Source organism: Mycobacterium sp. BMJ-28, from assembly GCF_054404835.1.
This window is the reverse complement of record NZ_CM136783.1, coordinates 4,552,952-4,575,495: the sequence shown is the minus strand read 5'-3', so window position 1 is coordinate 4,575,495 and position 22,544 is coordinate 4,552,952. Positions and strand designations below refer to the sequence as shown.

Here is a 22,544-nt window from a genome sequence, read left to right as displayed (position 1 = left end):
CACCGAACACGAAAGGAACAGTGCCGCAATGAAAATCACCACCACCCCGACACCCGGGCGGAGGCGGCCGATCTTCCTGGTTGTCCTGCTGGCCCTGGTGTCCGCCGTCGCGTTGTTGCTCAGCTCCTGTGCCGGCAGCGGTGGCCCCGAGCAAGCACAGGCCACAGGCACCGGAGACGTCCCGAAGAACACCGCAGGCAATGTCCGCATCCTGATGGAAAATGTCCCCGACACCGACATCGTCAAGTCGATGGTGGCCGACTTCAACAAGGACTACCCGGACGTCAAGGTCGACATCGAGTCGCTCACCTACGACCAGATGCGCGACAAGCTGGTGTCGTCGTTCCAGTCCAGCACCCCGACCTACGACCTGATCGTGGTGGACAACCCGTGGATGGTCGACTTCGCCAAAGCCAAGTTCCTGCAGCCGCTGGACGCCAGGATCGACAGCACGCCGAACTATGACGCGGCCGACTTCTTCACCCCGCTGACCGATATCACCACGGTTGACGGCGTGCGCTACGCGGTGCCGTTCTACAACTACGCGCTCGGATACCTATACAACACCGATGATCTGGCGCAGGCCAAGCAGACCGTGCCGACCACGCTGGACCAGCTGGTCAGCACCAGCAAGGCGCTCAAGTCCGGCGACCGCGCCGGGATCGCGATGCAGCCGCAGCGCGGATACAAGGTCTTCGAGGAATGGGGCAATTGGCTGTTCGCCGCGGGCGGCTCCATCTACGGGCCCGACGGTAAGCCCACGCTGAACACGCCGGAGGCCAAGCGCGCGCTGGCGGCCTACATCGACACGTATAAGAACGCCGCCCCGCCGAACAGCTTGAACTGGAGCATGGACGAGGCGCAGCGCTCATTGGCGGCCGGCCAGTCCGCGTCGATGATCAACTACAACTGGCAGCTGCCTGCCGTCAACGAACCGGGATCCGGCCCCGCGGCAGGGAAGTTCAAGCTTGCGCCCATCCCGGGTGGCAAGCAGGTGCTGGGTTCGTGGAGCTGGGCCATCCCGGCCAACTCCGGCGCCTCGGACGCCGCGTGGGCGTTCGCGTCCTGGATCACGTCCAAGCCGCACGATGTCGCCCGCACCGAGAAGGGCGGTGCCGCGATCCGGCAGAGCACCCTCAAGGACCCGGCAGTGCTGAACGGGAAGTTCGGCGCGGACTATTACCAGACGGTGGAGAAGCTGCTCGCCGATTCGGCACCGCTGAGTCAGGGCCCCAGCGGCGAGGAGATGATCCAGGCCGTCGGTACCGAACTCAACGAGGCGGTGGCGGGCACCAAGAGTGTCGATGACGCGCTGGCCGCCGCACAGGCCGCCGCCGAGAAGATCCAGGGCTAGCTGACCCCTCGCAGCCGGCCCACCGAAGAAACCGACCACCCCGCGAAAGGAGCGATGACCATGGCGCAGTTCAAACACGGCATGGTTGCCCCCCTGATTGCCCTTTTCGTCGGGGTGGTCGGTTTCCCCCTGGGGTATGCCTTCTACCTCAGCGTCACCGACTACAAGCTCACCGACCACGGGGCGCCGAACCTGGTGGGCGCCGACAACTACGCCAACACCTTCGGTGACGGCGAGTTCTGGCACGCCTTCGGCACCACCGCGCTGTATGTGTTGGTGGCCGTCGGGCTGGAGCTGGTCATCGGGCTGGCCATCGCGCTGGCGCTGCAAAAGCAGCGCTGGGCACGCGATCTCACCCGTTCGATGCTGCTGGCACCGATGTTCATCACCCCCATCGCGGTCGGTCTGATCTTCCGTTTCCTGCTCAACGACCAGCTCGGCGCCATCCCGCACCTGCTGCGCGTCATCGGTATCGACTACGACTTCTTCGGACCCGGCCGGGCCCTGTTCACGATGGCCTTCATCGATGTCTGGCAGTGGACGCCGTTCATGGTGCTGCTCCTGCTGGCCGGCCTGGAATCCATTCCGCGCCAACCATTGGAGGCGGCCAGGGTGGACGGCGCTAGCGGCTGGTATGTGCTGCGCCGGGTCACCCTCCCGCTGCTGGCGCCGGTCCTGGTGGTGGCCATCATGCTGCGGTCACTGGACGCCATGAAGGTCTTCGAGTACGTCTTCGCCACCACCCGTGGCGGGCCGGGCACCGAGACCGAGACGCTGCAGTACTTCATCTACCAGACCGGTATCCAGTTCTTCCGGCTCGGTTCGGCCTCGTCGATGGCCTTCGTCGTGCTGGTGGTGGTGCTGACGGTCATCGTTATCGCGTTCCGGCGGATGGAGAAGGCGAAACAGTCGTGAGAGACTCCCGTGTCCTGACCGTCTGCCGGGTCGCCCTGTTGTGGGCCGCCACGATCACGGTGCTGTTCCCGGTGCTCTGGGTGGCGCTGGCGAGCGTGAAAACCCCGCAGCAGCTCAATGATCCGTTCCTGCTGAGCTTCCGTCCGGTGCTCGACAGCTGGCGAAACGTGCTGTCCTCGGACATCCTGGGCGCGGCCGGCCGTAGCGCGCTGGTCGCGTTGGTCACCGTCGGCATCAGTGTGGTGGTGGGCAGTATGGGCGCCTACGCCATCGCCCGATTCCGGGCCGGCGGCACCGCCACCCGGTTCGGCATGCTCGCCGCGCAGGTGCTGCCACCCGCGGTGCTGGTCTTCCCGTTCCTCACCATGGCCTATGCCCTGCGTCTGAACGACACGGTGGTACCCGTCATCTTCGCGCATCTGAGTTTCGTTCTGCCCGTGGTCACCTGGTTTCTCATCGGCTTCTTCGAGGCGGTGCCGCGGTCACTCGAGGAACAGGCCCAGGTCGACGGTTTCACCCGGTTTCAGGCGTTCCGGATGGTGGTGTTGCCCCAGGTGTACCCCGGGATCGGTGCGGCGGCGATCTTCGGTTTCACCCTGTCGTGGAACGACCTGTTCTACGGTCTCATCCTGGCCCCCGGGAAGGCGGCCATCCTGCCGGTGGCCATCGCCGGATTCAACACCTTCCGCGGCGTGCAGATCGGCTCGATGAGCGCGGCGATCCTCATCGCGGTGGTGCCGGTCGTCGTCGCCAGCTTCTTCATTCAGCGCCGGCTCGTGCAGGGCATCAGCGGCGGCGCGGTCAAGTTCTGAAAGATTGGTGATCACAGCCTCATGGCAACCATCCGCTTCGCCGGTGTCAACAAGTCCTACGGATCAACATCCATCGTCGAGAACCTGAACCTGGAGCTGCCCGACGGATCATTCACGGTGCTCGTCGGCCCGTCGGGCTGTGGTAAGTCGACGTCGCTGCGGATGCTCGCCGGTCTCGAATCGGTCACCTCGGGCACCATCGCCATCGGCGACCGCGACGTCACCCATCTGCAGCCCCGAGACCGCGACGTGGCCATGGTGTTCCAGAACTACGCGCTCTACCCGCACCTGACCGTGCGGGAGAACATCGCCTTCCCGCTGCGCGCCGCCAAGACCCCGCGGCCGGACGCACTACGGCGCGCCGACGAGGTGGCCGAGTCACTCGGACTGGGAAAACTGTTGGGCCGCAAGCCCAAGGACCTCAGCGGCGGCCAGCAGCAACGGGTGGCCATCGGCCGTGCCATTATCCGCGAACCATCCGTCTTCCTGTTCGACGAACCGTTGTCGAACCTGGACGCCAAGCTGCGGGTCGAGACCCGCACCGAGTTGCTGCAGATCCAGCGCAGGCTGGGCATCACCTCGGTGTATGTCACGCACGACCAGGAAGAGGCGATGACCCTCTCCGATCGGATGGTGGTGCTGCGGGACGGCCGGGTGGCGCAGCAGGGCACCCCGCTGGAGGTGTACAACACCCCCGCGGACACCTTCGTGGCAAGCTTCGTCGGCAGCCCCAAGATGAACCTGCTCGACGGTGAGTTGTCCGGCCGGACCTTCACCTCCACAACGGGATTGCGCCTCGATGTGGAGGGTGTCGGCGTCGCCGGGCCGGTCACGCTCGGGGTCCGTCCCGATGACCTGGTGCCGGTTCCGGCCGAGGACGCCGCCGCCAGGGTCACCCTCATCGAACTCCTCGGTCCGCGCGCCATCGTCACCATCGAGGCGCGCGGCACCGAACTGACCAGCGTGGTGGAGACCTCCCGGCTGACGGGCATCACCGAGGGCGCCGCGGTGGCGCTGTCGGTCCGGCCGGGCGCCGCGCACGCCTTCGACGCACAGACCCAACTGCGCCTCACCGGCGCAACCGGATAGAAGAGGAACCAACCAAGCAATGACCAAGACAGTCGTGGTCACCGGAGCGGGATCCGGTATCGGGCGGGCGATCGCCACCACACTCGCCGAACGGAGTTGGCGCGTCGTCGTCACCGATATCGACGGGGTGGCCGCGCGCGAGGTCGCCGCGGGACTGCCGAATCCGGATGCCGGGCATGAATCGGCGGTGCTCAACGTCAGTGCCCCCGAGGACGCCGCCACCGTGGCCTACGGGATCGCCGATCGCCTCGGCCTGGACGCGTGGGTGAGCAACGCCGGGGTCTCGTTCATGCACAAGTTCCTCGATGCGCCGGTGGCCCGCTACGACCAGACCATGGACGTCAATCTCAAGGGCGTGTTCGTCTGCGGTCAGGCGGCGGCGCGCGCCATGGTGCGCGGCGGCGTGGCGGGCAGCATCGTCAACACCGCGTCGATGGCGGGCAAGCAGGGCCGGGTGCCGTATCTGGCGGACTATGTGGCCTCCAAGTTCGGCGTGGTGGGCCTCACCCAGGCGATGGCCTACGAACTCGGCGAGCACGGCATCACGGTCAACTGTGTGTGTCCCGGATACGTCGAGACCCCTATGCAGACAAGGGAACTGGAGTGGGAAGCCGAACTGCGCGGATCCACCCCCGATGGCGTGCGCGCCATGATGATCTCCGACACCCCGCTGGGCCGGCTCGAGCAACCCACCGATGTCGCGCGCGTGGTCGCCTTCCTGCTGTCCGAGGACGCCCGTTTCGTCACCGGTGAGGCACTGGCCGTCAACGGCGGCGCCTACATGGACTGACCGTGCACACCGGAAAACTTGTACCCACCATCAGAAAGGCACTTCAGTGACCACCACCTGGCTCGATGAGGTCTTCGGCGTTCGGAAACCCGTCATCGCCATGCTCCACCTGAGCGCTCTGCCCGGGGATCCCGGCTACGACACCGCCGGCGGCATCGCCGCGGTGGTCGACCGGGCCCGCGCTGAGCTCGACGCGCTGCAGTCCGGGGGAGTGGACGGCGTGATGATCAGCAACGAGTTCAGCCTGCCGTACCTGACCAAGACCGAACCGATCACGGCGATCACCATGGCCCGTATCATCGGCGAGCTGCTGCCGGACCTGTTCGTGCCCTACGGCGTCAACGTGTTGTGGGACGGCCGTGCCTCCATCGACCTGGCCGTGGCCACCGGCGCGCGGTTCGTTCGGGAGATCTTCACCGGCGTGTACGCCAGCGATTTCGGCTTGTGGGACACCAACGTCGGTGAGGTGGCCCGGCACCGCACCCGGGTCGGCGGATCCGGGGTGAAGCTGCTGTTCAACATCGTGCCCGAATCGGCGACCTATCTGGCCGCGCGCGATCTGGCGTCGATCACCCGCACCACGGTGTTCGCCACACTGCCCGACGCGATCTGCGTCTCGGGAGCCACCGCCGGCGCGCCGACCGACACCGAGGCGCTGCGGGTGGTGAAGTCGGCGGCCGGTGACGTGCCGGTGTTCGTCAACACCGGCGTGCGCGCCGAGAACGTCGCCACCCAGCTCGGCGTCGCCGACGGGGCCGTGGTGGGCACCTATTTCAAGGCCGACGGCGTGTTCGAGAACCGGGCCGATCAGAAGCGGGTCGAGGAACTGATGCTGGCCGCCAGGGCATTTCGCGAACAGCTGGTCTGACCGTCACGCACACAGCACGCCGTCGCCCGCCGGGGCGGCGGCGCGCTGCGTTGCACCCAGGATCCTGCGCCCACCGCTCGCCGACGGCTCGGTTCACGGCGAGCCGATCTCTGGTCATGCGCCGCACCGCCCGCGACACTGGCAGCGAACACATGACCGGGACAGGAGGCGTTGTCGGCAGATGACGGTACTGAGCGACAGCCGGCGGCCACCCGTGCGGCCACTGGCCGACGACTGGACGTGGCAGACGATGGGCACCTGCAGACAACTGGCCCCCGAGGTGTTCTTCCCCGAGGATTCGGGACGCTCGGGACTGCGGGCCCGCGAAGAACGGGCCAAACAGATCTGCCGCGCCTGCCCCGTCCTGGCGCACTGCCGAGATCATGCCCTTGCGACACGGGAGACCCACGGTGTGTGGGGGGCTCTCTCGGCGCGTGACCGCGCGAAGCTGCTGACCGCCAGCGGGAGCTAGGCTCCGACGTGGCCGTTTGACGGCCGCGTCAAGGTACGCGTCCACCGGCCGCGGCTTTGCTGTAATTTCCTCCCATGATGTTCGGCGCGCCCACGGCCATTGCCAGAAGTGTCCCGTCATGTTGAATCCGCTAGCCGTGGCGCTCAGCGAACGACTGCCGGGCAGCGCCAACCATCTGGTGGTGCTCGAGGACGGCGGGCACTGGGTCCGGCATCCGTGGCCGGAGATCCATGCGCGGGCCGAGAATGTGGCCGCCTGGGCGACCGACACCGGCACCACCCGGATCGGGCTGGTGGGCGAACCGACCGCGGAATTCGTCGCGGCGATCTTCGGCGCGCAGCTGGCCGGTGCGGCGATATCGATCCTGCCCGGACCGATCCGGGGCGCCGATCCGGCCGAGTGGGCGCGGGTCACCCTGGCCCGGTTCGGCGGCATGGGCATCGCGAACGTACTGAGCCAGGGCAGTTACCTGGGGCGCCTCGCCGCGGCATCGGCGGAGGTCACCGATCTCACCGCCATCGCGCACCCGCGGCGGTCGAGGACCTTCGCGCTGCCGGAGGCGCACGCCCCGATCGCCGTGCTCCAGGGCACCGCCGGATCCACCGGATTCCCGCGCACCGTCGCGTTGTCACCCGACGCTGTGCTGGCCAACCTGCGCGGTCTGAACGCGCGTATCGGCGTCGACACCAGCGACGTGGGCTGTTCCTGGCTGCCGCTCTACCACGACATGGGCCTGAGCTTCCTGATGTCCGGTGCGGTCGGGGGCACCGACGTGTGGCAGGCCCCGACATCGGCGTTCCAGGCCGCACCGTTCCGCTGGCTGAACTGGCTCAGCGAAAGCCGGGCGACCATCACCGCCGGCCCGAACATGGCCTACGGGATGATCGGCAAGTACTCCCGCCGGGTCACCGACGTCGATCTGTCCGCGCTGCGTTTCGCCCTCAACGGCGGAGAGCCCGTCGACTGCGAACTCACCGGACGGTTCGCGACCGAGATGGCCCGATTCGGATTCGATGCCGGGGCGCTGTCCCCGTCCTACGGGATGGCCGAATCCAACTGTGCGGTCACGGTGCCCGCGCCGGGGGTGGGCCTGCAGGTGGTGCGGACCGCGGCCCGCACGCACGCCGTGCTCGGCACACCGGTCGCCGGAATGCAGGTGCGGATCGAACCGCACCAGGACACCCGCGGTGAGGTCGGGGAGATTGCCATCCGCGGTACGTCGATGATGACGGGCTATCTCGGTGACGAGCCGCTGACCGACGGAACATGGTTCCGCACCGGCGATCTCGGCTACTTCACCGACGGCGGACTGGTGGTGTGCGGCCGCGCCAAGGAGGTCATCACCGTCGCCGGGCGCAACATCTTCCCGACCGAGGTGGAACAGCTGGCCGCCGAGGTTCCCGGTGTGCGTGAGGGTGCGGTGGTGGCTGTCGGGATCGGGCAGGGGTCCATCCGGCCCGCGCTGGTGGTCACCGCCGAATTCCGCGGGCCGGATGAGGCCGGCGCTCGCACCGCGCTGATGCAGCGCGTCGCGTCGGGGTGCGGGGTGATGCCCGCCGACGTCATCTTCGTCAAACCCGGCAGTCTGCCGCGGACCTCGTCGGGCAAGCTGCGCCGGCTTGAGGTCAGGCGCGGCCTGGAGGCCGGTGGTTAGGCTGAAGCCACCATGGCCAGACGCAACCGCAACCGCGGTCCACTGACCGCCCTGGCGCTGCGGTGGATCGGTGCCAAGGCGGGCCTGGGCCCGCCGACGACGCGCTACACCGTCACCCGCGATATCGACGTCCCCACCCGCGACGGCGGCCGGCTGTGCACCGACCTGTACGCACCACTTGGGCGGCCGGCAGGCACCCTGCTGATGCGCACCCCGTACGGCCGGTCCAACGTGGCGGCCACGGTGCTCTGCGGGCTCTACGCCGAACGCGGGTACCGAGTCGTCTTGCAAAGTGTGCGAGGAACTTTCGGATCCAGTGGGATCTTCGAACCGGGACATAACGAGGCCGGCGACGCCGCCGACACGGTGGCCTGGATGCGCACCCAGCCCTGGTTCGACGGACAGTTCGCCACCATCGGGGCGTCCTACCTCGGGTTCACCCAGTGGGCCCTGCTGTCCGACCCGCCCCGGGAACTGACCACCTCGGTCATCGCCATGGCGCCGCACGACTTTGCCGAATCCGGCTGGAGCACAGGATCCTTCGCCCTGGCCGACTTCCTCACCTGGAGCTACCAGGTGGCCCATCAGGAAAGCGGTGGCACGTTGAGGACCCTGGTCCGCGCGCTCACCACCACCCGCCGGCTGCGCGGTCCGCTGCGTACCGTGCCGCTGCGCGACGCCGGCCGCCGGATCCTGCGCGACCGGGTGCCGTGGCACGAATCGTGGCTGCGCACCCCCGACGCCACCGACCCGTACTGGCGACCCAGCCGGCTCGGTGACGCATTGCAGCGAGCCAGTTCCCCGGTGCTGCTGGTGACCGGCTGGCAGGACGTGTTCCTGCCCCAGACGCTCGAGCAATACCGCCGGCTGGTGGATCGCGGGACCGCGCCGGCCCTGATCGTCGGCCCGTGGACGCACGCCGAAGGCGGCAACGATGTGGTGCGCGAGTCGCTGAAATGGCTGGCCGGGGCGCGGTGGAGCGGGGCGCGGATCTTCGTCAGTGGCGCCGGCTGGCGCGAACTGCCCGAATGGCCGCCGGTGGCCGAGCAGGCGGTATGGTACCTGCAGCCCCGGGCTGCCCTGGCCGCGCAGCGCCCCGACGGCGCAGCGGTGCTGGCCCGGTTCGTGTTCGACCCGGGCGATCCCACCCCGACGATCGGTGGACGACTTCTGTTCTCGCCCAGCGGTTATCGTGAGGACAGTGCGCTGGCCGCCCGCGCCGACGTGGTGACGTTCACCAGCGCGGCACTCACCGACCCGATGGAGGTGCTCGGTACCCCTCGCATCGAGCTCGCGCACCGCACCGACACCGGCTGGGCCGATGTGTCGGTGCGGATCAGCGAGGTCGGTCCCGACGGCCGGTCACGCAACGTCAGTGACGGCTACCTGCGGCGGACGCCGGGGGAGCAGCCGGTGCTGCACCTTGACCTCGACCCGGTCGCGCACCGGTTCGCGGCCGGATCCCGGATCCGGCTGTCGATCGCCGGCGGTTCCCATCCGCGCTACGCCCGCAACCACGGCACCGGTGAATCGGCGTGGACGGCGACGCGAATGCTGGCGTCGACCCACGAGGTCGGCGCCGGCTCGCGGCTGGTGCTGCCCGTGGTCGGCCGATTTCCGCCGGACCTCAACGCACCTTGAGCACCACTTTGCCGGTGGCGCTGCGGTTTTCCAGTGATGCGATGGCCTCGCCGGCCCGCTCGAACGGGTAGACGACGGGCTCCGGTGCGGGCACCGCACCGGAGGCCAGCAGCGGGGCCAGCTCCGCCCACTGCTCGGCGAGGTAACCCGGATGGGTCATGGTCCATGCGCCCCACCCGACGCCGATCGCGTCGACGTTGTTGAGCAGCAACCGATTCACCTTCACGGTGGGGATCTCACCGCCGGTGAATCCCACCACCAGCAGCCGGCCGCCCGGCGCCAGCGAGCGCAACGAATCGGTGAAGCGGTCACCGCCGACCGGGTCCAGCACGATATCCACCCCGCGCCCGCCGGTCAGCTCGGCCACCGCGTCCTTGAAGCCGTCGGCCAGGACCACATCGGTGGCGCCGGCCGCGCGCGCGATATCCCCCTTGGCCTCGGTGCTGACCACCGCGATGACGCGGGCGGCGCCGAACGCCGGTGCCAGCCGCAATGTGGACGTGCCGATCCCGCCGGCCGCGCCGTGCACCAGCACCGTCTCGCCGGCGGCCAGCCTGCCCCGGGTACGCAGCGCGAAATGCACAGTCAGGTCGTTGAACAGCACGCCCGCACCGGCTTCGAACGACACCGAATCGGGCAACCCGAACACCCGCTCCGCCGGCAGCGTCACCACCTCGGCCATCCCGCCGGTCAGCAATGTCAGCCCGGCCACCCGGTCCCCGGCGGCCACGTGTGCCCCCTCCGGCGCGCTGCGCACCACCCCGGCGATCTCGGCGCCCGGGATATAGGGCAGCGGCGCCTTGTACTGGTAGAGGCCGCGGGTCTGCAGGGCGTCCGGGAAGGCGACACCGGCCGCATGCACCTCGATCACCACACCGTCGGTGCCCGGCTCCTCGATGTCCACCAGCTCCGCGACCGACGGGCCGTCCAACCGGGGTATGTGTATGGCGCGCATGAAGCACCATTTAACATCCCGGCGTGATCAAGGCACGTGCCGCGGTGCTCCGCGAAGCAGGTCAGGACCCGCAGCTCGCCGAGATCGAACTACGCGACCCGGTGCACGACGAGGTGCTGGTCCGGATCGAGGCGGTGGGCATCTGCCACACCGATGTCAGCGTGGCGTCGTGGTTCGCCAAGCTGCCCATGGTGTTCGGGCACGAAGGCACCGGCACCGTCGTCGCCGCCGGACCGCAGGCCCGGCAACGCATCGGGGAATCGGTGGTGCTGACCTTCGCCAGCTGCGGCGCCTGCCCGAACTGCGCAGCGCACCGGCCGGCCTATTGTGACCAGTCCACCAACCTGAACATGCGCGGCAGCCGCCGCGACGACAGCAGCCCGCTGCGATTGGACGGTGTGCCCATCACCGGCGGATTCTTCGGCCAGTCCAGTTTCGCCACCTACGCCATCGCCGGTAGCCGCAACGCCGTCACGCTGCCCGCCGGGATCGATCCGGCACTGGCCGCACCGCTGGGCTGCAGCGTGCAGACCGGCGCTGGTGCGGTGCTCAATGTGCTGGCTCCCGCCGCCGAGGACGTCCTGGTGGTGTTCGGGGCCGGCGCGGTCGGTCTGTCGGCGGTGATGGGCGCCCGGATCGCCGGGGTCCGCACCATCATCGCCGTCGACCCGATCGCCGCGCGGCGCGAGTTGGCCGCCGACCTGGGGGCCACCCACACCATCGACCCGGTCGGTACCGACGCCCCCGCCGCGGTGCTCGAGCTGACCGGGGGAGTCGCGGCCGCCATCGACACCACCGCACGCCCGGATGTCGTCAGCGCGGCGGTCGGAGTCCTGCGCTCCCGCGGCACGCTGGCCCTGCTCGGCCTGGGTGCGCCGACGGCTGAGCTGCCGGTGGCGCTCATCATGGCGAAAGGCCTGTCGGTGCGCGGTGTGGTCGAGGGCGACAGCGACCCGCACGTGTTCATCCCGCAGCTGGCGGAGCTGCACCGCGACGGTGAGCTGCCGCTGGACAAGCTGGTCACCCGCTTCGCGTTCGACGATTTCGGCCGGGCGTGGAGCGCCGCGAAGGCCGCCGAGGTGATCAAGCCGGTACTGGTCACGGCGTAACGTGTCCAGTCCGGCAACGAAGCCGGACGATCGGAGCAGATTCATGCCGCTTCCACCACTGCCCGCCGGACGCACCATGGCGGTCCGCTCGGCCGACGGCACCCGGCTGCACACCCAGGTGTTCGGCCCGGAGCACGGTTACCCCATCGTGCTGGCCCATGGCATCACCTGCGCCATCGGCGTGTGGGCACACCAGATCGCCGCGCTGGCCGGCGACTATCGCGTCATCGCCTACGACCACCGCGGGCACGGCCTCAGTGAAACCCCCCGGCAGCGGCGCGGCTACAGCCTCAACCACCTGGCCGCCGATCTGGACGCGGTGCTCGACGCCACCCTGGCGCCCGGCGAGCGCGCGGTCATCGCCGGGCATTCGATGGGCGGTATCGCGATCACCTCCTGGTCGCAGCGCTACCCGCAACGGGTCGCCCAATGCGCTGACGCCGTCGCGTTGATCAACACCACCACCGGGGACCTGCTGCGCGATGTGCAGCTGGCGCCGGTACCCGCGCCGCTGAGCCGGGCCCGCGTGCGCACCGCGGGCACCTTCCTCAAGACCTTCGGCGCCACCCCGATCCCCGCGCTGGCGGGCGGACCCAACAAGAGGTTCATCGAATACCTGGCCGTCGGTCGCGATGCCGCCCCTGAGGTCGGCGACCTCGTCTACCGGCTGTTCGCCGCCACACCGCCGGCCGGGCGCGGGGGCTGGGCCCGGGTGCTCGTCGACAACCTTGGGGCCAAGCATATTTCGCTGCACAATCTGACGGTGCCCACCCTGGTGATCGGGAGCCGCGCGGACCGGCTGCTGCCGATCAACGCCTCCCGCCACATCGCCGAGCGTGCGCCGAACCTGCTGGAGTTGGTGCAGCTGCCGGGCGGGCACTGCGCGATCCTGGAACACCCGACCGAGGTGACCGACCGGCTGCGGGCACTGGCCCAGACCATGGCCCGGCAGCGGCTCAGTTCCTGAGGTAGGCCACCACTTCGGTGGCGGCCCGACGGCCCGACCGCACCGCGCCGTCGAGGAATCCGGTCCATTCGTCCGCGGTCTCGGTGCCGGCCCAGAACAGGCCGTCCACCGGTGCCCGCAGCACGTGTCCGTAGCTGGTCCACGAGCCCGGCGGCACCGCGGCCGTCGGACCACCCGGCGCGAACGGCTCTGTGCCCCAGCAATGATCGAGATAATCGATGGGCGTGGCCGCCGCCTCGCCGAACAGCGCGGTGAAGCACCGCAGGGCCCGTTCGCGGCGCTGCGATGGCGGTAGGGGGTCGAAGGTGCGAGCGTCGGCGAAGCCCAGCAGCACACCGGGCCCGTCCTCGCTCGGGCTGACATCGAAGGTGATGAACACCGGACCCTCATCCGAGAGCGCTTCTCCTGAACATCCGTCGCGGCGCCAGAACGGGGTGTCATAGGCCGCATACGCCTTGCTCAAATTGCCTTGCGGCCAATGCGATACGAGTTCCTGATGGGCTTCGGGCAGCGCCGGCTCGAACGTGATCGCGCCGCGGTGTGCGGGTGGGATCGCCACCACGACCGCGGCGGCAGTCCAGGATTCGGTGCCCGACTCCACCCGGTAGCCCGAGCCGTCCCGGGCGATGCGGTGCACCACGGTGTCCAGGTGGACCGTCAGATCATCGGCCATCCGCACCGCGATCTGCTGCGTCCCGGCCGGGAAGCGATCCTGCTGGGCGCCGCCCTTGACATCGAGCATCGGTCCCAGCCCGCCGGCCGCCTTCACGTAGCGCACCGCGTGCAGCATGGACACGTCCTCGGGTTCGCAGCCCCACGTCACCCGCGACATGATCGCCATCAGGTTCCGCGTCGAGGCATTGGCATGCACCGAGCGCAACCAGCTGTCCAGGCTGCGCCGGTCCAAACGCTCGGCCGCCGGCGCCGACAACGGATCGGTGACCGGGATCAGCCGGGACAGTCGATCGAAGCGCCATTGGATCCTGGACACGTCCAGCAGTTCGATCAGCGACAGCTTGGGGATGGTGCTGCGGTAGGACTGCACCCGCCCGTGCCAGTCGATCAGGTTCTTACCGCGGCAGTAGGTGGGCACGGTGTCACAGCCCAGTTCGGCGGCCAGCGCGAGGACCGCGTCCTGGGTGGGGCCGACGAAAGTGCCACCGAGGTCCACCGGCACCCCGGCGATCGTCGTCGTGTACGAGCGCCCGCCCACCCGGTCGCGGCCCTCCAACACCACCACCTGGTGCCCGAGTCCGGTCAGCTCGCGCGCCGCCGACAACCCTGCGAACCCCGCACCCACCACGATCACATCGGCCACGGGCCCAGTGTGCCCCGAATCACCGCCGATGCGCACTAGGGTGACCCGCTGTGAAGGTCATGACAGCGTTGTACGGGCCCGCCGATGCGATCGACCGCGCGCGGGCGCTGCGTGACGCCGGCGCCAGCGGGGTGTTCACCTTCGAAGGCCCGCACGACGTGTTCAGCCCGCTGACGCTGGCGTCCACGGTCGGCGGCCTGGATCTGATGACCAACGTGGCAATCGCGTTCCCGCGCAATCCGATTCATCTGGCCCATCAGGCCATTGATCACCAGATCCTCACCGGCGGCAGGTTCACCCTCGGGTTGGGTACCCAGATCCGCACCCAGATCGAGAAGCGGTTCGGCGCCGAGTTCGACCGGCCGGTGGCACGGATGACGGAGTTGGTGGCCGCGCTGCGCGCCATTTTCGCGACCTGGACGACGGGGGAGCGGCTGGATTTTCGGGGCGAGTTCTATCGGCACACCCTGATGACCCCGACATTCACCCCGCGCGACAACCCCTACGGGCCGCCGCCGATCTACGTCGGGGCGCTGGGTCCGCGGCTCACCCGGGCGGTCGCCGAGCACGCGGACGGCCTGCTGGTGATGCCGTTCGGTTCGAAGCGCTTCCTGAACGAGGTCACGATGGTCTCGGTGGACGCCGGGCTGACGGCCGGCGGGCGCAGCCGCGCGGACCTGGCGGTCGTTCCCGAGGTCATCGTGTCGGTCAGCTCCGACACCAATCCGGACCATGCGGCGACCCGGCAGCTGCTGGCGTTCTACGGTTCCACCCCGGCATACCGGCCGGTGCTCGACGTGCACGGCTGGGGTGAGTTGCAGCCCGAACTCAATGCCCTGTCCAAGCAGGGCAGGTGGTCGGAGATGGGCACGCTGATCGACGACGACGTGCTGCTCACCATCGCCGCCTGCGGGACCCCGGAGCAGGTGGCCGCCCATATCCGGGACCGGGTGAGCGGTGTCTCCGACCGCGTGTGCATCTACCAGCCCGGTCCGATCGCGGTGGATTCGTTGGCTCAGATCGTTGACGCGCTGCGCACCTGAGCACCTAAGGTGGATGGTACGGCGCGGGACCACAAGGAGGTTGTCCATGGGCGACGAGCAGAGCGAGGCCGAGTTCGCCGATGTGCTGATCATCGGCGCGGGCATCTCCGGAATCAACGCCGCCTACCGGATCCACGAGCAGAACCCACGGCTGACCTACACCATCCTGGAACGCCGCGAGCGGATCGGCGGCACCTGGGATCTGTTCCGTTACCCCGGTATTCGATCCGACAGCGATATCTTCACCCTCAGTTACCCGTATGAGCCGTGGACCCGCGAGGAACACGTCGCCGACGGTGCCGACATCCGCCGGTACCTCACCGATACCGCGGCCAAGTACGGCATCGACCGGCACATCCGGTTCGGCATCCGGGTGCGCTCGGCGAACTGGGACTCGGCCACCGACACCTGGTCGGTGGTGACCGAATCCGGTGACGGCACCGGTGGACCGGCCACCTTCCGGGCGCGGTTCCTGTTCTTCGGGACCGGCTACTACAACTACGACCAACCGCACGCTCCGCAGATCACCGGTATCGGCGATTTCGCCGGGCCGGTGGTGCACCCGCAGTTCTGGCCGGAATCGCTGGACTACACCGGCAAGAACGTGGTGGTGATCGGCAGCGGCGCGACGGCGATCAGCCTGGTGCCCGCGCTGACCGACAAGGCCGCGCACGTGACCATGCTGCAGCGCTCACCGACCTACATGATGGCGATGCCCGCAGTCCCGAAACCCACCCAGACCGTCCGAAAGGTGTTGCCGGCCAGGCTGGCTCACCGGTTCATCCGGTTCCGCAACGCATGGATGCACTACCTGATGTTCCTGTTCTTCCGGAACGCCCCGCGGGTGGGCCGGCGGCTGATCCGTAACCGCACCATCGCCAGGCTGCCGGCGGGCTATCCGGTCGACGTCCACTTCAAGCCGCGCTACCGGCCGTGGGACCAGCGGATGTGCCTGGTCCTCGACGGTGACCTGTACGAGGACATCAGCGCCGGGCGTGCCGACATCGTCACCGATCACATCGACCACGTCGACGCCCGCGGTATCGTGCTGGCCTCCGGCGCCCGGCTGGACGCCGATGTCATCGTCACCGCGACGGGGCTGCAACTGCAGGCCCTCGGCGGGATCGAAGTGTCCATCGACGGTGAGCGCATCGAGCCCACCGATCGATTCGTCTACAAGGAGCACCTGCTCGAAGAGGTGCCCAACATGGCGTGGTGTGTCGGCTACACCAACGCCTCGTGGACGCTGCGCGCCGACATGACGGCCAAGGCGGTGGCAAAGCTGCTGGCGTACATGGATTCCCGCGGCTACACCCACGCCTACCCGCACCTGGGTGGGATGCCGATGCAGGAGAAGTCGGCGTGGGATATCAATGCCGGCTACGTGCAACGTGCCCCGCACGCGCTGCCCAAGTCCGGTACCCACCGGCCGTGGAATGTGCGGCACAACTACGGCCTGGACGTCATCGATCACCGGTTCGACCGGATCGAGGAATCGATGGTCTTCGGCCGGGCGCCGGTCACCTCGTCGGCCGATACGCCCGCCGCGGCACCGCAAGTCGCCATCTAGGCCTAGCTCGCTCCCCGGTTCCGATAGAGGTGGTAGGCCAGCAGCAGCATGTGTAACGGGCCCCACTCTGCCGGGCGGTAGTCCCTGGCCGGACGCAGACGTTGCGCCAGCTGCGGCGATTCTTCGTGCAGGATCTGTCGTGCGCGGCGGGCATGGAAGGTGTTCGACGCGATCTTGATCGCCGGGCTCTGCGCCATCAGCGGGATGGAGTTCAGCACATTCTGCACCGTGTTTCGCGAACGGTCTTCGAGGACGACATTGGCCGCAGGCACCCCCAAACGGCGAACGGCGTAGGCGGCCATCATCGCGGCTTCGGACTCCGGAGTGCGCACCGCCCCACCGGAGAAGATGAATCTGGCCACGCTCGGGTCGGTGGAGCGGACCGCGATGCGGACCCGCCACCGCCACAGCGCGGTGATCGGGCACCCCAGCACCAGGACGGTTTCCCCTGGCGTGGCAGGGGCACCGGAGCCGCGGGTGAGGTCGCGTGCGGCTCGCCACGTCACCCATTCGGCCCAGCCGAACACGCCGGCCAGCGCCACCAGCGCCGAAGTTCGTGTCGCAAACCCCATCGATCCATTCGACCACAGTGCAGAATCGACCCTGATGACGTACTCGCCGGACATCCTGACCGCCGGGCTGGACGTCGTGTTCTGCGGGATCAACCCGGCCTCGACGGCCGCCGCCGACGGCCACAACTTCTCCAGCCCGACCAACCGGTTCTGGGCGGTGCTGCACCTCGCAGGCTTCACCGACGTCCGGCTCGCACCCCGGGACGAGCGCCTGCTGCTGACCTACGGCTGCGGGATCACCGCGGTGGTGATGCGGCCCACCCCGCGCGCGGCCGATGTCACGGCGGCTGAATTCCGGTCGGCAGCCCCGTCTTTCGAGGCCAAGATCCGGCGCTATGCCCCCGCGGTGGTGGCTTTTCTCGGGAAGCGTGCGCTCTCGGCGATGCTCGGCCGTCCCGTTCTGGACTGGGGGCGCCAGCCGTTCGAGATCGGCGGGGCGACGGCGTGGGTGTTGCCCAACCCGAGCGGCCTCAACCGGAACTTCACCCTGGATGCCTTGGTCGACGCGTACGCCGAGTTGTCGTCGGTGTCAGGGCGTCCGGATGGTCAGACCGGTCGACAACAGGTGACTGGCCGATAGCCCGAACGTCGTGCGGAACCGGTCGGCCAGGTGCGACGGGCTGGCGAAACCGGCCTCGACCGCCGCCGAGGTCAGGTTGTTCCCGGCCGCCAGTTCCTGGCCGGCGCGGATCAGCCGGCTCCACAATCGGTAGCGGCGCAGGCTGGATCCGGTCTCCTGCCGGAACAGGTGCAGGAAACGGGATTCGGACAACCCGGCCGCCGCGGCCAGTTCGTGCGCCGGGGTCGACACCGCAGGATCGTCACGAATCTGTTTGGCCGCCACTTCGATCCGCGGGTCGATGGGGTGGATCGTGGCCGGGGCGGCGGCATCCAGCCAGCGCGCCGCTGCGGCGTCGTCATGAGGCACAGCCACGAGTGTGGATTGTGCGGTGTGGCCGATCCCGATGCCGCCCCGGAATTCGGCGAACCGTTGCCGGCAGGACGCGCTGCGTGCCGAGGCGGGGTCGAGGTATCCGGCCACCAGGCGGCCGTCGAGGGCCAGGTGATGGGTCAGCCGTGGCGGGATCAGCGCCGTGCGGGTGACGATGCGCTGTGCACCGACGGTGACGGTCAACGGCTCGTCGATCCCGACGGCCAGGCACCACACCGATCCGGAGTGCGGCGCCAGGCCCAGTCCGGGGCCGGCATACAGCGCCTGACCCGGCCACAGCCACACCGCCGGGTAGCAGGTTTGTGGAAGCGCCTTCGGTGCCGGGCCGGGCATGCTGACTCCTGATCGCTGACGAAACAGGAGGTTACCGTGGCTGAACTGGTGATCGCGGTGTTCTTCGCCGGTATGGGCGCCTTCGCGCTGGTGGCTCCGGCGGCCATGCTGCGCCCATTCGGTGTGGTTCTCGGTACCGCGACGGCGCGCGCGGAGGTGCGGGCCGTGTACGGCGGATTCGGGCTGGCCGTCGCCGCGGTGCTTGGCTACGCTTCGCGGGTCCCGGAGGTGCGCACGGGTGTGCTCGTCACCGTCGGTGCCGCGTTGGCGGGCATGGCGGTGGGCCGGCTGGTGTCGGTGTTCGTCGAGCGGACGCCGTTCTATCCCAACTGGTTCTACTGCCTGGTGGAAGCGGTCGCCGCGGCCGTGCTGTTCGGGGTGGCGTGAACGGTCACGGTGCGACGGTCAACCAGTCCGCGAACCCGGACGGGTCGTGCCTGCCCAGCGCGCCGTGCTCGAACAACCCCCAGCCCTCGGCGGGGGCGCGGTCGCCTTCGGTTGCCACCGCGCGGCCGACATGGTCGATGACGCCGAAACCGGACCGTCCGATGATGCCCGGATCGGTCATGTCATAGGTGAGCCGCTCGGTGAACTTCTCGCCCCGCCACACACCGTGCGTCCAGTCCGAGTCGCCGCCGTACCCGCCGCCGACGTGAATCGGCACCGGCAGTTTGGACTCCACCTCGAACCGCACCGGCGAACCGTCCTGTGCGGTGGCGTCGATGGTGGCGCCGGTGGGGATGCGGGTCCCGGAGCGGTAGTGGATCCGCACCCGCGGCCAGCCCAGCTGCTCCACCCGCCCGTCCTTCCAGATGCGGGTGCAGTCGTTGAGCGAGCGGAACCCGTTCGGTTCTTCCTGGATGATCACCACGATCGAGTAGTCGTCGAACGCCATCGGCACGTACAGCCACCACATGCCCTCGAACGGCGGGTCGGCCGGCCGGCCCGCGGGTTCGGTCTCACCGATCGGGCGGATACCCCAGGACCGGTCCCGGGAACCGATCCAGGTCGCCGGATCCACCGCGATGCGTTCGCCGTCGACCTCCAGAAAGCCACTCCACGAACCCAATTGGGCGAAGCGCTGGGCATCGAGGGTGACCCGGTTGCCGGTGCGCATGATGTGCGGCTGCTCCTGCACCACGTCGAACAGCCCGGTCCAGGTCAGGTCGGCGGCGATCCCGTCGGTCTCATCGAGGGTGATCCGCAGCGAGTGCAGCGGATCGGTGACGTCGACCCGGTACCCCAGCACATGCTGGTTGAGCCGATCCTGGTCGATGGCGTCGGACAGGTGCACGGCGGTCTGGACATCTCCGCGCCTCACCAACAGGAACGCATCCTTCACCCCGAGGTTGGGGTAGTAGCCGATGCCGGTGATGACGAAGATGTCGCCGGTGCGGTCGTGGGCATTGAAATAGGACCGGTCATAGAAGTTCCGGTCCGAAGATCCGGGCCAGGCAATGGGTTTCGGTATCTGGTGGACTGGGAATTCATCGAGTGGACCGAGCATGTCTAGGAGTCCTCCAGCAGTCGTCGCAACAGCGAGGCGTGGTAGAACGCCGACTCGACGTCCTCGGGTTTCTCCATCTCGCCGAAGTGCACCCGCCGTGCGGTGGTGCGCATGAACACGCAACACCAGATCACCCCGGAGTAGATGTAGAACCAACGCAGGTCCCCGAGGGTGGTGCCGGTCAGTCGCTGGTAGGTGGCCCGAACATCGTCCTCGCGCAGCACGTCCGGCAGCCCGGGCAGCCCGGCCAGTCCGGAGAGTTCCTGGAACACCATGTGCGCGAAGATGATCCACGAGACGTCCAGTTCGCGTGGGCCGATGGTGGCCATCTCCCAGTCCAGCACCGCGGCCGGCCGGAAATCCTGGTACAACACGTTGCCGATGCGCGAGTCGCCCCACGCCAGCACCGGTGTCGTCGCGGCCACATCGGCCGGGAAGTTGTCCTCCAGCCAGCCCAGCGCCCGTTCGACCAGTTCCGAACGCCCGATATCGGGCACGGAGAACTCATACCAGTCCTTGAGCCAGCCGAAGTGCCGGCGCAGCGGGGTGTCGCCGGCCGGGTCGGACTCGATGAGGAACGCGAACCGTTGGGCCGCATCGGGAATGGAGTGCAGTTTGGCCAGCACCTCGACGGTCGAGTCCTGTAGTTCGCGTTGCCGATCAGGCGGTGCGTCGGCGAACCAGTTGCCGCCGAAGGTGTAGGGCATGACATCGGGTGGAACGATGCCGTCCACCCGGTCCATCAGGAAGAACGGGGTGCCGAGCACGTCGCCGGCGGTGTCGATCCAGCGCACCCGGGGGACCGGCACGTCGGTGAGTTCGCCAACCTGGCGCATGAGCTCGAATTGGTGGTCGAGCCGGTAGGAGGAGAACACCGGAACATCCGCCTCGGTGGGCGCCACTCGGGCGACCAGATGCTGCCGGGTGCCGTCCCAGTCGACGGTCAGCAGGATGGTCTCCGAGGACATGCCGTTGGCGTCCACGCCGCTGTCGACGGTGACGTCGGGGATACCGCCGCCGGGCCGCTGCGTGGCGAGCCACTGCGCGATCGCGGCGGGCACGGTGCTGACGTCCCGGCTGGAATGCTGGAGGCGGCTGACGTCTTCGACGGCCGGTTCGTTTACCACGGTGTTCCTTCCGGTACCAATTACGCTACTATTGGTAGCGATATGAAAGCAGACTCACCTGCGGTTGACAAGGGGGCCGGACGCCCGCGTGATCCCCGCATCGACGCTGCCATACTCGGCGCCACCGCGGATCTGCTTGTGGAGATCGGTTATTCGAATCTGACCATGGCCGCCGTCGCCGAGCGGGCCGGCACCACCAAGACGGCGCTGTACCGGCGCTGGTCGAGTAAGGCCGAACTGGTGCACGAGGCGGCGTTTCCCACCGCGCCGACCGCCCTGGGCATGCCGGAGGGCGATATCGCCACCGATATCCGGGCCATGATCGCCGCCGCCGGAGCGGTGTTCACCAGTCCCGTGGTGCGTGCCGCGCTACCCGGCGTGATCGCCGACATGGCCGCCGACGCCGACCTGAGCGCACGGGTGATGAGCCGATTCACCGGGCTGTTCGGCATCGTGCGGGACCGGTTGGTGCACGCGGTCGAACGCGGCGAGGTGCACCCCGACGTCGACCCCGATCGGCTCATCGAAGTGATCGGCGGGGCGAACCTGCTGCGCATGCTGCTGGCGCCGGATTGGCAGGCCGACGACGAGTGGGTGGATCAGACCACCGCCATCGTGGTGCACGGCGTCGTGCGCTGAGCCTCTCTTCGGCCCAAACTCACCTTTCGGCCAGAAAGTGCGAGTGAATGCGGGCAAAACGTCGATCTCGGCATCAACCGATCTGGCTCTTGTTGCGTTCGGACACCACCCGGAACTGCTCGCCCAGATCCTCGAAATCCCGGTGCTGGGCGTAGGCGATGCGGGCCTCGGCGCCCAGCGCGGAATCGATCACCGGCGCGGCGCCCTCGGTGTAGATCTGCTTGAGCCCCAACATGGTCGGGCCCGGCACCTCGGCGATCTGGGCGGCCAGCCCCAGCGCGCGGTCCAGCAGCTCGGAGTGTTCGACGACCTCGGTCACCAATCCGATGCGTTCGGCGCGCGCCGCGTCGATCACCTCACCGGTCATCGACAACCGCCGCGCCATCGACAGACCCACCACCTGAGGCAGTCGGGCGGTCATCCCGCCACCGGGCAGGATGCCGACCCGAGCGTGGGTGTCGGCGAACACCGCACGCGTGGAGGCCACCAGGAAATCGCAGCCCAGCGCGATCTCCAAGCCACCGGTGAAGGTGGCACCGTTGATGGCTCCGATGATCGGGGTGCGCATCTCGCGGACGGCGGTGATGCAACTTTGCGACCGGAACTCCTCGAAGTACTTCAACCCGTCGCTCGCGGCCTCTTTGAGGTCGACTCCCGCGCAGAACGCCGGATCGGTGCCGGTGAGGACCACCGCACGCACCGCGTCATCGGCGTCGGCGGACTTGAGTTCGGCATACAGGGACCGGACCAGAGCCCGGTTCAGCGCATTCCTGGACTCCGGGCGGTTCAACGTCAACAGCCGCACGGCGCCGTGGTCGGTGCGCAGGACAACGCTCATCGATCGAACCTATGCGTAT

The 22,544-nt window shown here is 68.5% G+C and carries 23 protein-coding genes; 16 read left to right on the top strand and 7 right to left on the bottom strand.

Annotated elements, in window-relative coordinates:
- Positions 1-28: 28 nt before the first annotated feature.
- From ACXPWS_RS22700 to ACXPWS_RS22660, 9 genes are all read left to right on the top strand, one after another.
- The gene (locus ACXPWS_RS22700; RefSeq protein WP_458708810.1) at positions 29-1,354 is read left to right on the top strand and encodes an ABC transporter substrate-binding protein; all 1,326 of its coding nucleotides are present in this window, start codon (positions 29-31) and stop codon (positions 1,352-1,354) included.
- Between the two features lie 60 nt (positions 1,355-1,414).
- The gene (locus ACXPWS_RS22695; RefSeq protein WP_458708809.1) at positions 1,415-2,269 is read left to right on the top strand and encodes a carbohydrate ABC transporter permease; all 855 of its coding nucleotides are present in this window, start codon (positions 1,415-1,417) and stop codon (positions 2,267-2,269) included.
- Positions 2,266-3,081, top strand: a complete 816-nt coding sequence (locus ACXPWS_RS22690) for a carbohydrate ABC transporter permease (RefSeq protein ID WP_458708808.1) — start codon at positions 2,266-2,268, stop codon at positions 3,079-3,081. The genes ACXPWS_RS22695 and ACXPWS_RS22690 overlap by 4 nt, the downstream gene beginning before the upstream one ends.
- Before the next feature lie 21 nt (positions 3,082-3,102).
- Positions 3,103-4,170, top strand: coding sequence for an ABC transporter ATP-binding protein (locus ACXPWS_RS22685; protein ID WP_458708807.1), 1,068 nt, complete (start codon positions 3,103-3,105; stop codon positions 4,168-4,170).
- Positions 4,171-4,189: 19 nt separating this feature from the next.
- Positions 4,190-4,960, top strand: a complete 771-nt coding sequence (locus tag ACXPWS_RS22680; protein ID WP_458708806.1) for an SDR family NAD(P)-dependent oxidoreductase — start codon at positions 4,190-4,192, stop codon at positions 4,958-4,960.
- A 46-nt stretch (positions 4,961-5,006) separates the two neighbouring features.
- Complete coding sequence (locus ACXPWS_RS22675) at positions 5,007-5,828, top strand: BtpA/SgcQ family protein (protein WP_458708805.1); 822 nt, start codon at positions 5,007-5,009, stop codon at positions 5,826-5,828.
- A gap of 181 nt (positions 5,829-6,009) precedes the next feature.
- Positions 6,010-6,300 carry a WhiB family transcriptional regulator gene (locus tag ACXPWS_RS22670; RefSeq protein WP_458708804.1) on the top strand — a complete coding sequence of 97 codons (291 nt, stop codon included), beginning with the start codon at positions 6,010-6,012 and terminating at the stop codon, positions 6,298-6,300.
- A gap of 121 nt (positions 6,301-6,421) precedes the next feature.
- Positions 6,422-7,954, top strand: coding sequence for a long-chain-fatty acid--ACP ligase MbtM (mbtM, locus tag ACXPWS_RS22665; protein ID WP_458713657.1), 1,533 nt, complete (start codon positions 6,422-6,424; stop codon positions 7,952-7,954).
- Positions 7,955-7,966: 12 nt separating this feature from the next.
- A complete protein-coding gene (locus ACXPWS_RS22660) occupies positions 7,967-9,595 on the top strand; it encodes a CocE/NonD family hydrolase (RefSeq protein ID WP_458708803.1) in 1,629 nt (542 codons plus the stop codon).
- On the opposite strand, the gene ACXPWS_RS22655 is transcribed toward ACXPWS_RS22660, so the two are convergent.
- On the bottom strand, positions 9,582-10,550 hold the full coding sequence (locus ACXPWS_RS22655) for an NADPH:quinone oxidoreductase family protein (RefSeq protein WP_458708802.1): 969 nt from the start codon (positions 10,548-10,550) through the stop codon (positions 9,582-9,584). The two genes, ACXPWS_RS22660 and ACXPWS_RS22655, sit on opposite strands and share 14 nt — an antisense overlap.
- Before the next feature lie 23 nt (positions 10,551-10,573).
- On the opposite strand from ACXPWS_RS22655, the gene ACXPWS_RS22650 reads away from it, so the two are divergent.
- A complete protein-coding gene (locus tag ACXPWS_RS22650; protein ID WP_458708801.1) occupies positions 10,574-11,659 on the top strand; it encodes an NAD(P)-dependent alcohol dehydrogenase in 1,086 nt (361 codons plus the stop codon).
- Between the two features lie 43 nt (positions 11,660-11,702).
- Positions 11,703-12,626, top strand: a complete 924-nt coding sequence (locus tag ACXPWS_RS22645) for an alpha/beta fold hydrolase (protein WP_458708800.1) — start codon at positions 11,703-11,705, stop codon at positions 12,624-12,626.
- Here the strand turns inward: ACXPWS_RS22645 and ACXPWS_RS22640 are convergent.
- Positions 12,616-13,944 carry a flavin monoamine oxidase family protein gene (locus ACXPWS_RS22640; protein WP_458708799.1) on the bottom strand — a complete coding sequence of 443 codons (1,329 nt, stop codon included), beginning with the start codon at positions 13,942-13,944 and terminating at the stop codon, positions 12,616-12,618. The genes ACXPWS_RS22645 and ACXPWS_RS22640 overlap by 11 nt on opposite strands.
- 59 nt (positions 13,945-14,003) lie before the next feature.
- Between ACXPWS_RS22640 and ACXPWS_RS22635 the strand changes: the two genes are divergently transcribed.
- Both ACXPWS_RS22635 and ACXPWS_RS22630 read left to right on the top strand, forming a co-directional pair.
- Complete coding sequence (locus ACXPWS_RS22635; RefSeq protein ID WP_458713656.1) at positions 14,004-14,987, top strand: TIGR03617 family F420-dependent LLM class oxidoreductase; 984 nt, start codon at positions 14,004-14,006, stop codon at positions 14,985-14,987.
- 46 nt (positions 14,988-15,033) lie between these two features.
- On the top strand, positions 15,034-16,557 hold the full coding sequence (locus ACXPWS_RS22630; protein WP_458708798.1) for a flavin-containing monooxygenase: 1,524 nt from the start codon (positions 15,034-15,036) through the stop codon (positions 16,555-16,557).
- Positions 16,558-16,559: 2 nt separating this feature from the next.
- Here ACXPWS_RS22630 and ACXPWS_RS22625 read toward each other — a convergent pair whose 3' ends face one another.
- A complete protein-coding gene (locus ACXPWS_RS22625; protein ID WP_458708797.1) occupies positions 16,560-17,129 on the bottom strand; it encodes a YdcF family protein in 570 nt (189 codons plus the stop codon).
- Positions 17,130-17,163: 34 nt separating this feature from the next.
- On the opposite strand from ACXPWS_RS22625, the gene mug reads away from it, so the two are divergent.
- A complete protein-coding gene (gene mug / locus ACXPWS_RS22620; RefSeq protein ID WP_458708796.1) occupies positions 17,164-17,709 on the top strand; it encodes a G/U mismatch-specific DNA glycosylase in 546 nt (181 codons plus the stop codon).
- Here the strand turns inward: mug and ACXPWS_RS22615 are convergent.
- The gene (locus ACXPWS_RS22615) at positions 17,659-18,414 is read right to left on the bottom strand and encodes an AraC family transcriptional regulator (protein WP_458708795.1); all 756 of its coding nucleotides are present in this window, start codon (positions 18,412-18,414) and stop codon (positions 17,659-17,661) included. The two genes, mug and ACXPWS_RS22615, sit on opposite strands and share 51 nt — an antisense overlap.
- A gap of 72 nt (positions 18,415-18,486) precedes the next feature.
- Here ACXPWS_RS22615 and ACXPWS_RS22610 point away from each other — a divergent pair, with 72 nt between their 5' ends.
- A complete protein-coding gene (locus tag ACXPWS_RS22610) occupies positions 18,487-18,801 on the top strand; it encodes a DUF4345 domain-containing protein (RefSeq protein ID WP_458713655.1) in 315 nt (104 codons plus the stop codon).
- 4 nt (positions 18,802-18,805) lie between these two features.
- Here ACXPWS_RS22610 and ACXPWS_RS22605 read toward each other — a convergent pair whose 3' ends face one another.
- Entirely contained in the window at positions 18,806-19,921 is a 1,116-nt protein-coding gene (locus tag ACXPWS_RS22605; RefSeq protein WP_458708794.1) for a hypothetical protein, read from the bottom strand.
- 2 nt (positions 19,922-19,923) lie between these two features.
- Positions 19,924-21,048, bottom strand: a complete 1,125-nt coding sequence (locus tag ACXPWS_RS22600; protein WP_458708793.1) for a phosphotransferase family protein — start codon at positions 21,046-21,048, stop codon at positions 19,924-19,926.
- Between the two features lie 42 nt (positions 21,049-21,090).
- Between ACXPWS_RS22600 and ACXPWS_RS22595 the strand changes: the two genes are divergently transcribed.
- Complete coding sequence (locus tag ACXPWS_RS22595; protein ID WP_458708792.1) at positions 21,091-21,687, top strand: TetR/AcrR family transcriptional regulator C-terminal ligand-binding domain-containing protein; 597 nt, start codon at positions 21,091-21,093, stop codon at positions 21,685-21,687.
- A 73-nt stretch (positions 21,688-21,760) separates the two neighbouring features.
- On the opposite strand, the gene ACXPWS_RS22590 is transcribed toward ACXPWS_RS22595, so the two are convergent.
- Positions 21,761-22,525 carry an enoyl-CoA hydratase gene (locus ACXPWS_RS22590; protein ID WP_458708791.1) on the bottom strand — a complete coding sequence of 255 codons (765 nt, stop codon included), beginning with the start codon at positions 22,523-22,525 and terminating at the stop codon, positions 21,761-21,763.
- Positions 22,526-22,544: the final 19 nt, after the last annotated feature.

Coding starts and splice junctions, on each gene's coding strand:
- ACXPWS_RS22590 (WP_458708791.1), bottom strand. CDS start 22,525: ATGAGCGTTGTCCTGCGCACCGACCACGGCGCCGTGCGGCTGTTGACG.
- ACXPWS_RS22630 (WP_458708798.1), top strand. CDS start 15,034: ATGGGCGACGAGCAGAGCGAGGCCGAGTTCGCCGATGTGCTGATCATC.
- ACXPWS_RS22605 (WP_458708794.1), bottom strand. CDS start 19,921: ATGCTCGGTCCACTCGATGAATTCCCAGTCCACCAGATACCGAAACCC.
- mug (WP_458708796.1), top strand. CDS start 17,164: ATGACGTACTCGCCGGACATCCTGACCGCCGGGCTGGACGTCGTGTTC.
- ACXPWS_RS22680 (WP_458708806.1), top strand. CDS start 4,190: ATGACCAAGACAGTCGTGGTCACCGGAGCGGGATCCGGTATCGGGCGG.
- ACXPWS_RS22645 (WP_458708800.1), top strand. CDS start 11,703: ATGCCGCTTCCACCACTGCCCGCCGGACGCACCATGGCGGTCCGCTCG.
- ACXPWS_RS22660 (WP_458708803.1), top strand. CDS start 7,967: ATGGCCAGACGCAACCGCAACCGCGGTCCACTGACCGCCCTGGCGCTG.
- ACXPWS_RS22700 (WP_458708810.1), top strand. CDS start 29: ATGAAAATCACCACCACCCCGACACCCGGGCGGAGGCGGCCGATCTTC.
- ACXPWS_RS22655 (WP_458708802.1), bottom strand. CDS start 10,550: ATGCGCGCCATACACATACCCCGGTTGGACGGCCCGTCGGTCGCGGAG.
- ACXPWS_RS22615 (WP_458708795.1), bottom strand. CDS start 18,414: ATGCCCGGCCCGGCACCGAAGGCGCTTCCACAAACCTGCTACCCGGCG.
- ACXPWS_RS22625 (WP_458708797.1), bottom strand. CDS start 17,129: ATGGGGTTTGCGACACGAACTTCGGCGCTGGTGGCGCTGGCCGGCGTG.
- ACXPWS_RS22595 (WP_458708792.1), top strand. CDS start 21,091: ATGAAAGCAGACTCACCTGCGGTTGACAAGGGGGCCGGACGCCCGCGT.
- ACXPWS_RS22685 (WP_458708807.1), top strand. CDS start 3,103: ATGGCAACCATCCGCTTCGCCGGTGTCAACAAGTCCTACGGATCAACA.
- ACXPWS_RS22670 (WP_458708804.1), top strand. CDS start 6,010: ATGACGGTACTGAGCGACAGCCGGCGGCCACCCGTGCGGCCACTGGCC.
- ACXPWS_RS22695 (WP_458708809.1), top strand. CDS start 1,415: ATGGCGCAGTTCAAACACGGCATGGTTGCCCCCCTGATTGCCCTTTTC.
- ACXPWS_RS22610 (WP_458713655.1), top strand. CDS start 18,487: ATGGGCGCCTTCGCGCTGGTGGCTCCGGCGGCCATGCTGCGCCCATTC.
- ACXPWS_RS22635 (WP_458713656.1), top strand. CDS start 14,004: ATGACAGCGTTGTACGGGCCCGCCGATGCGATCGACCGCGCGCGGGCG.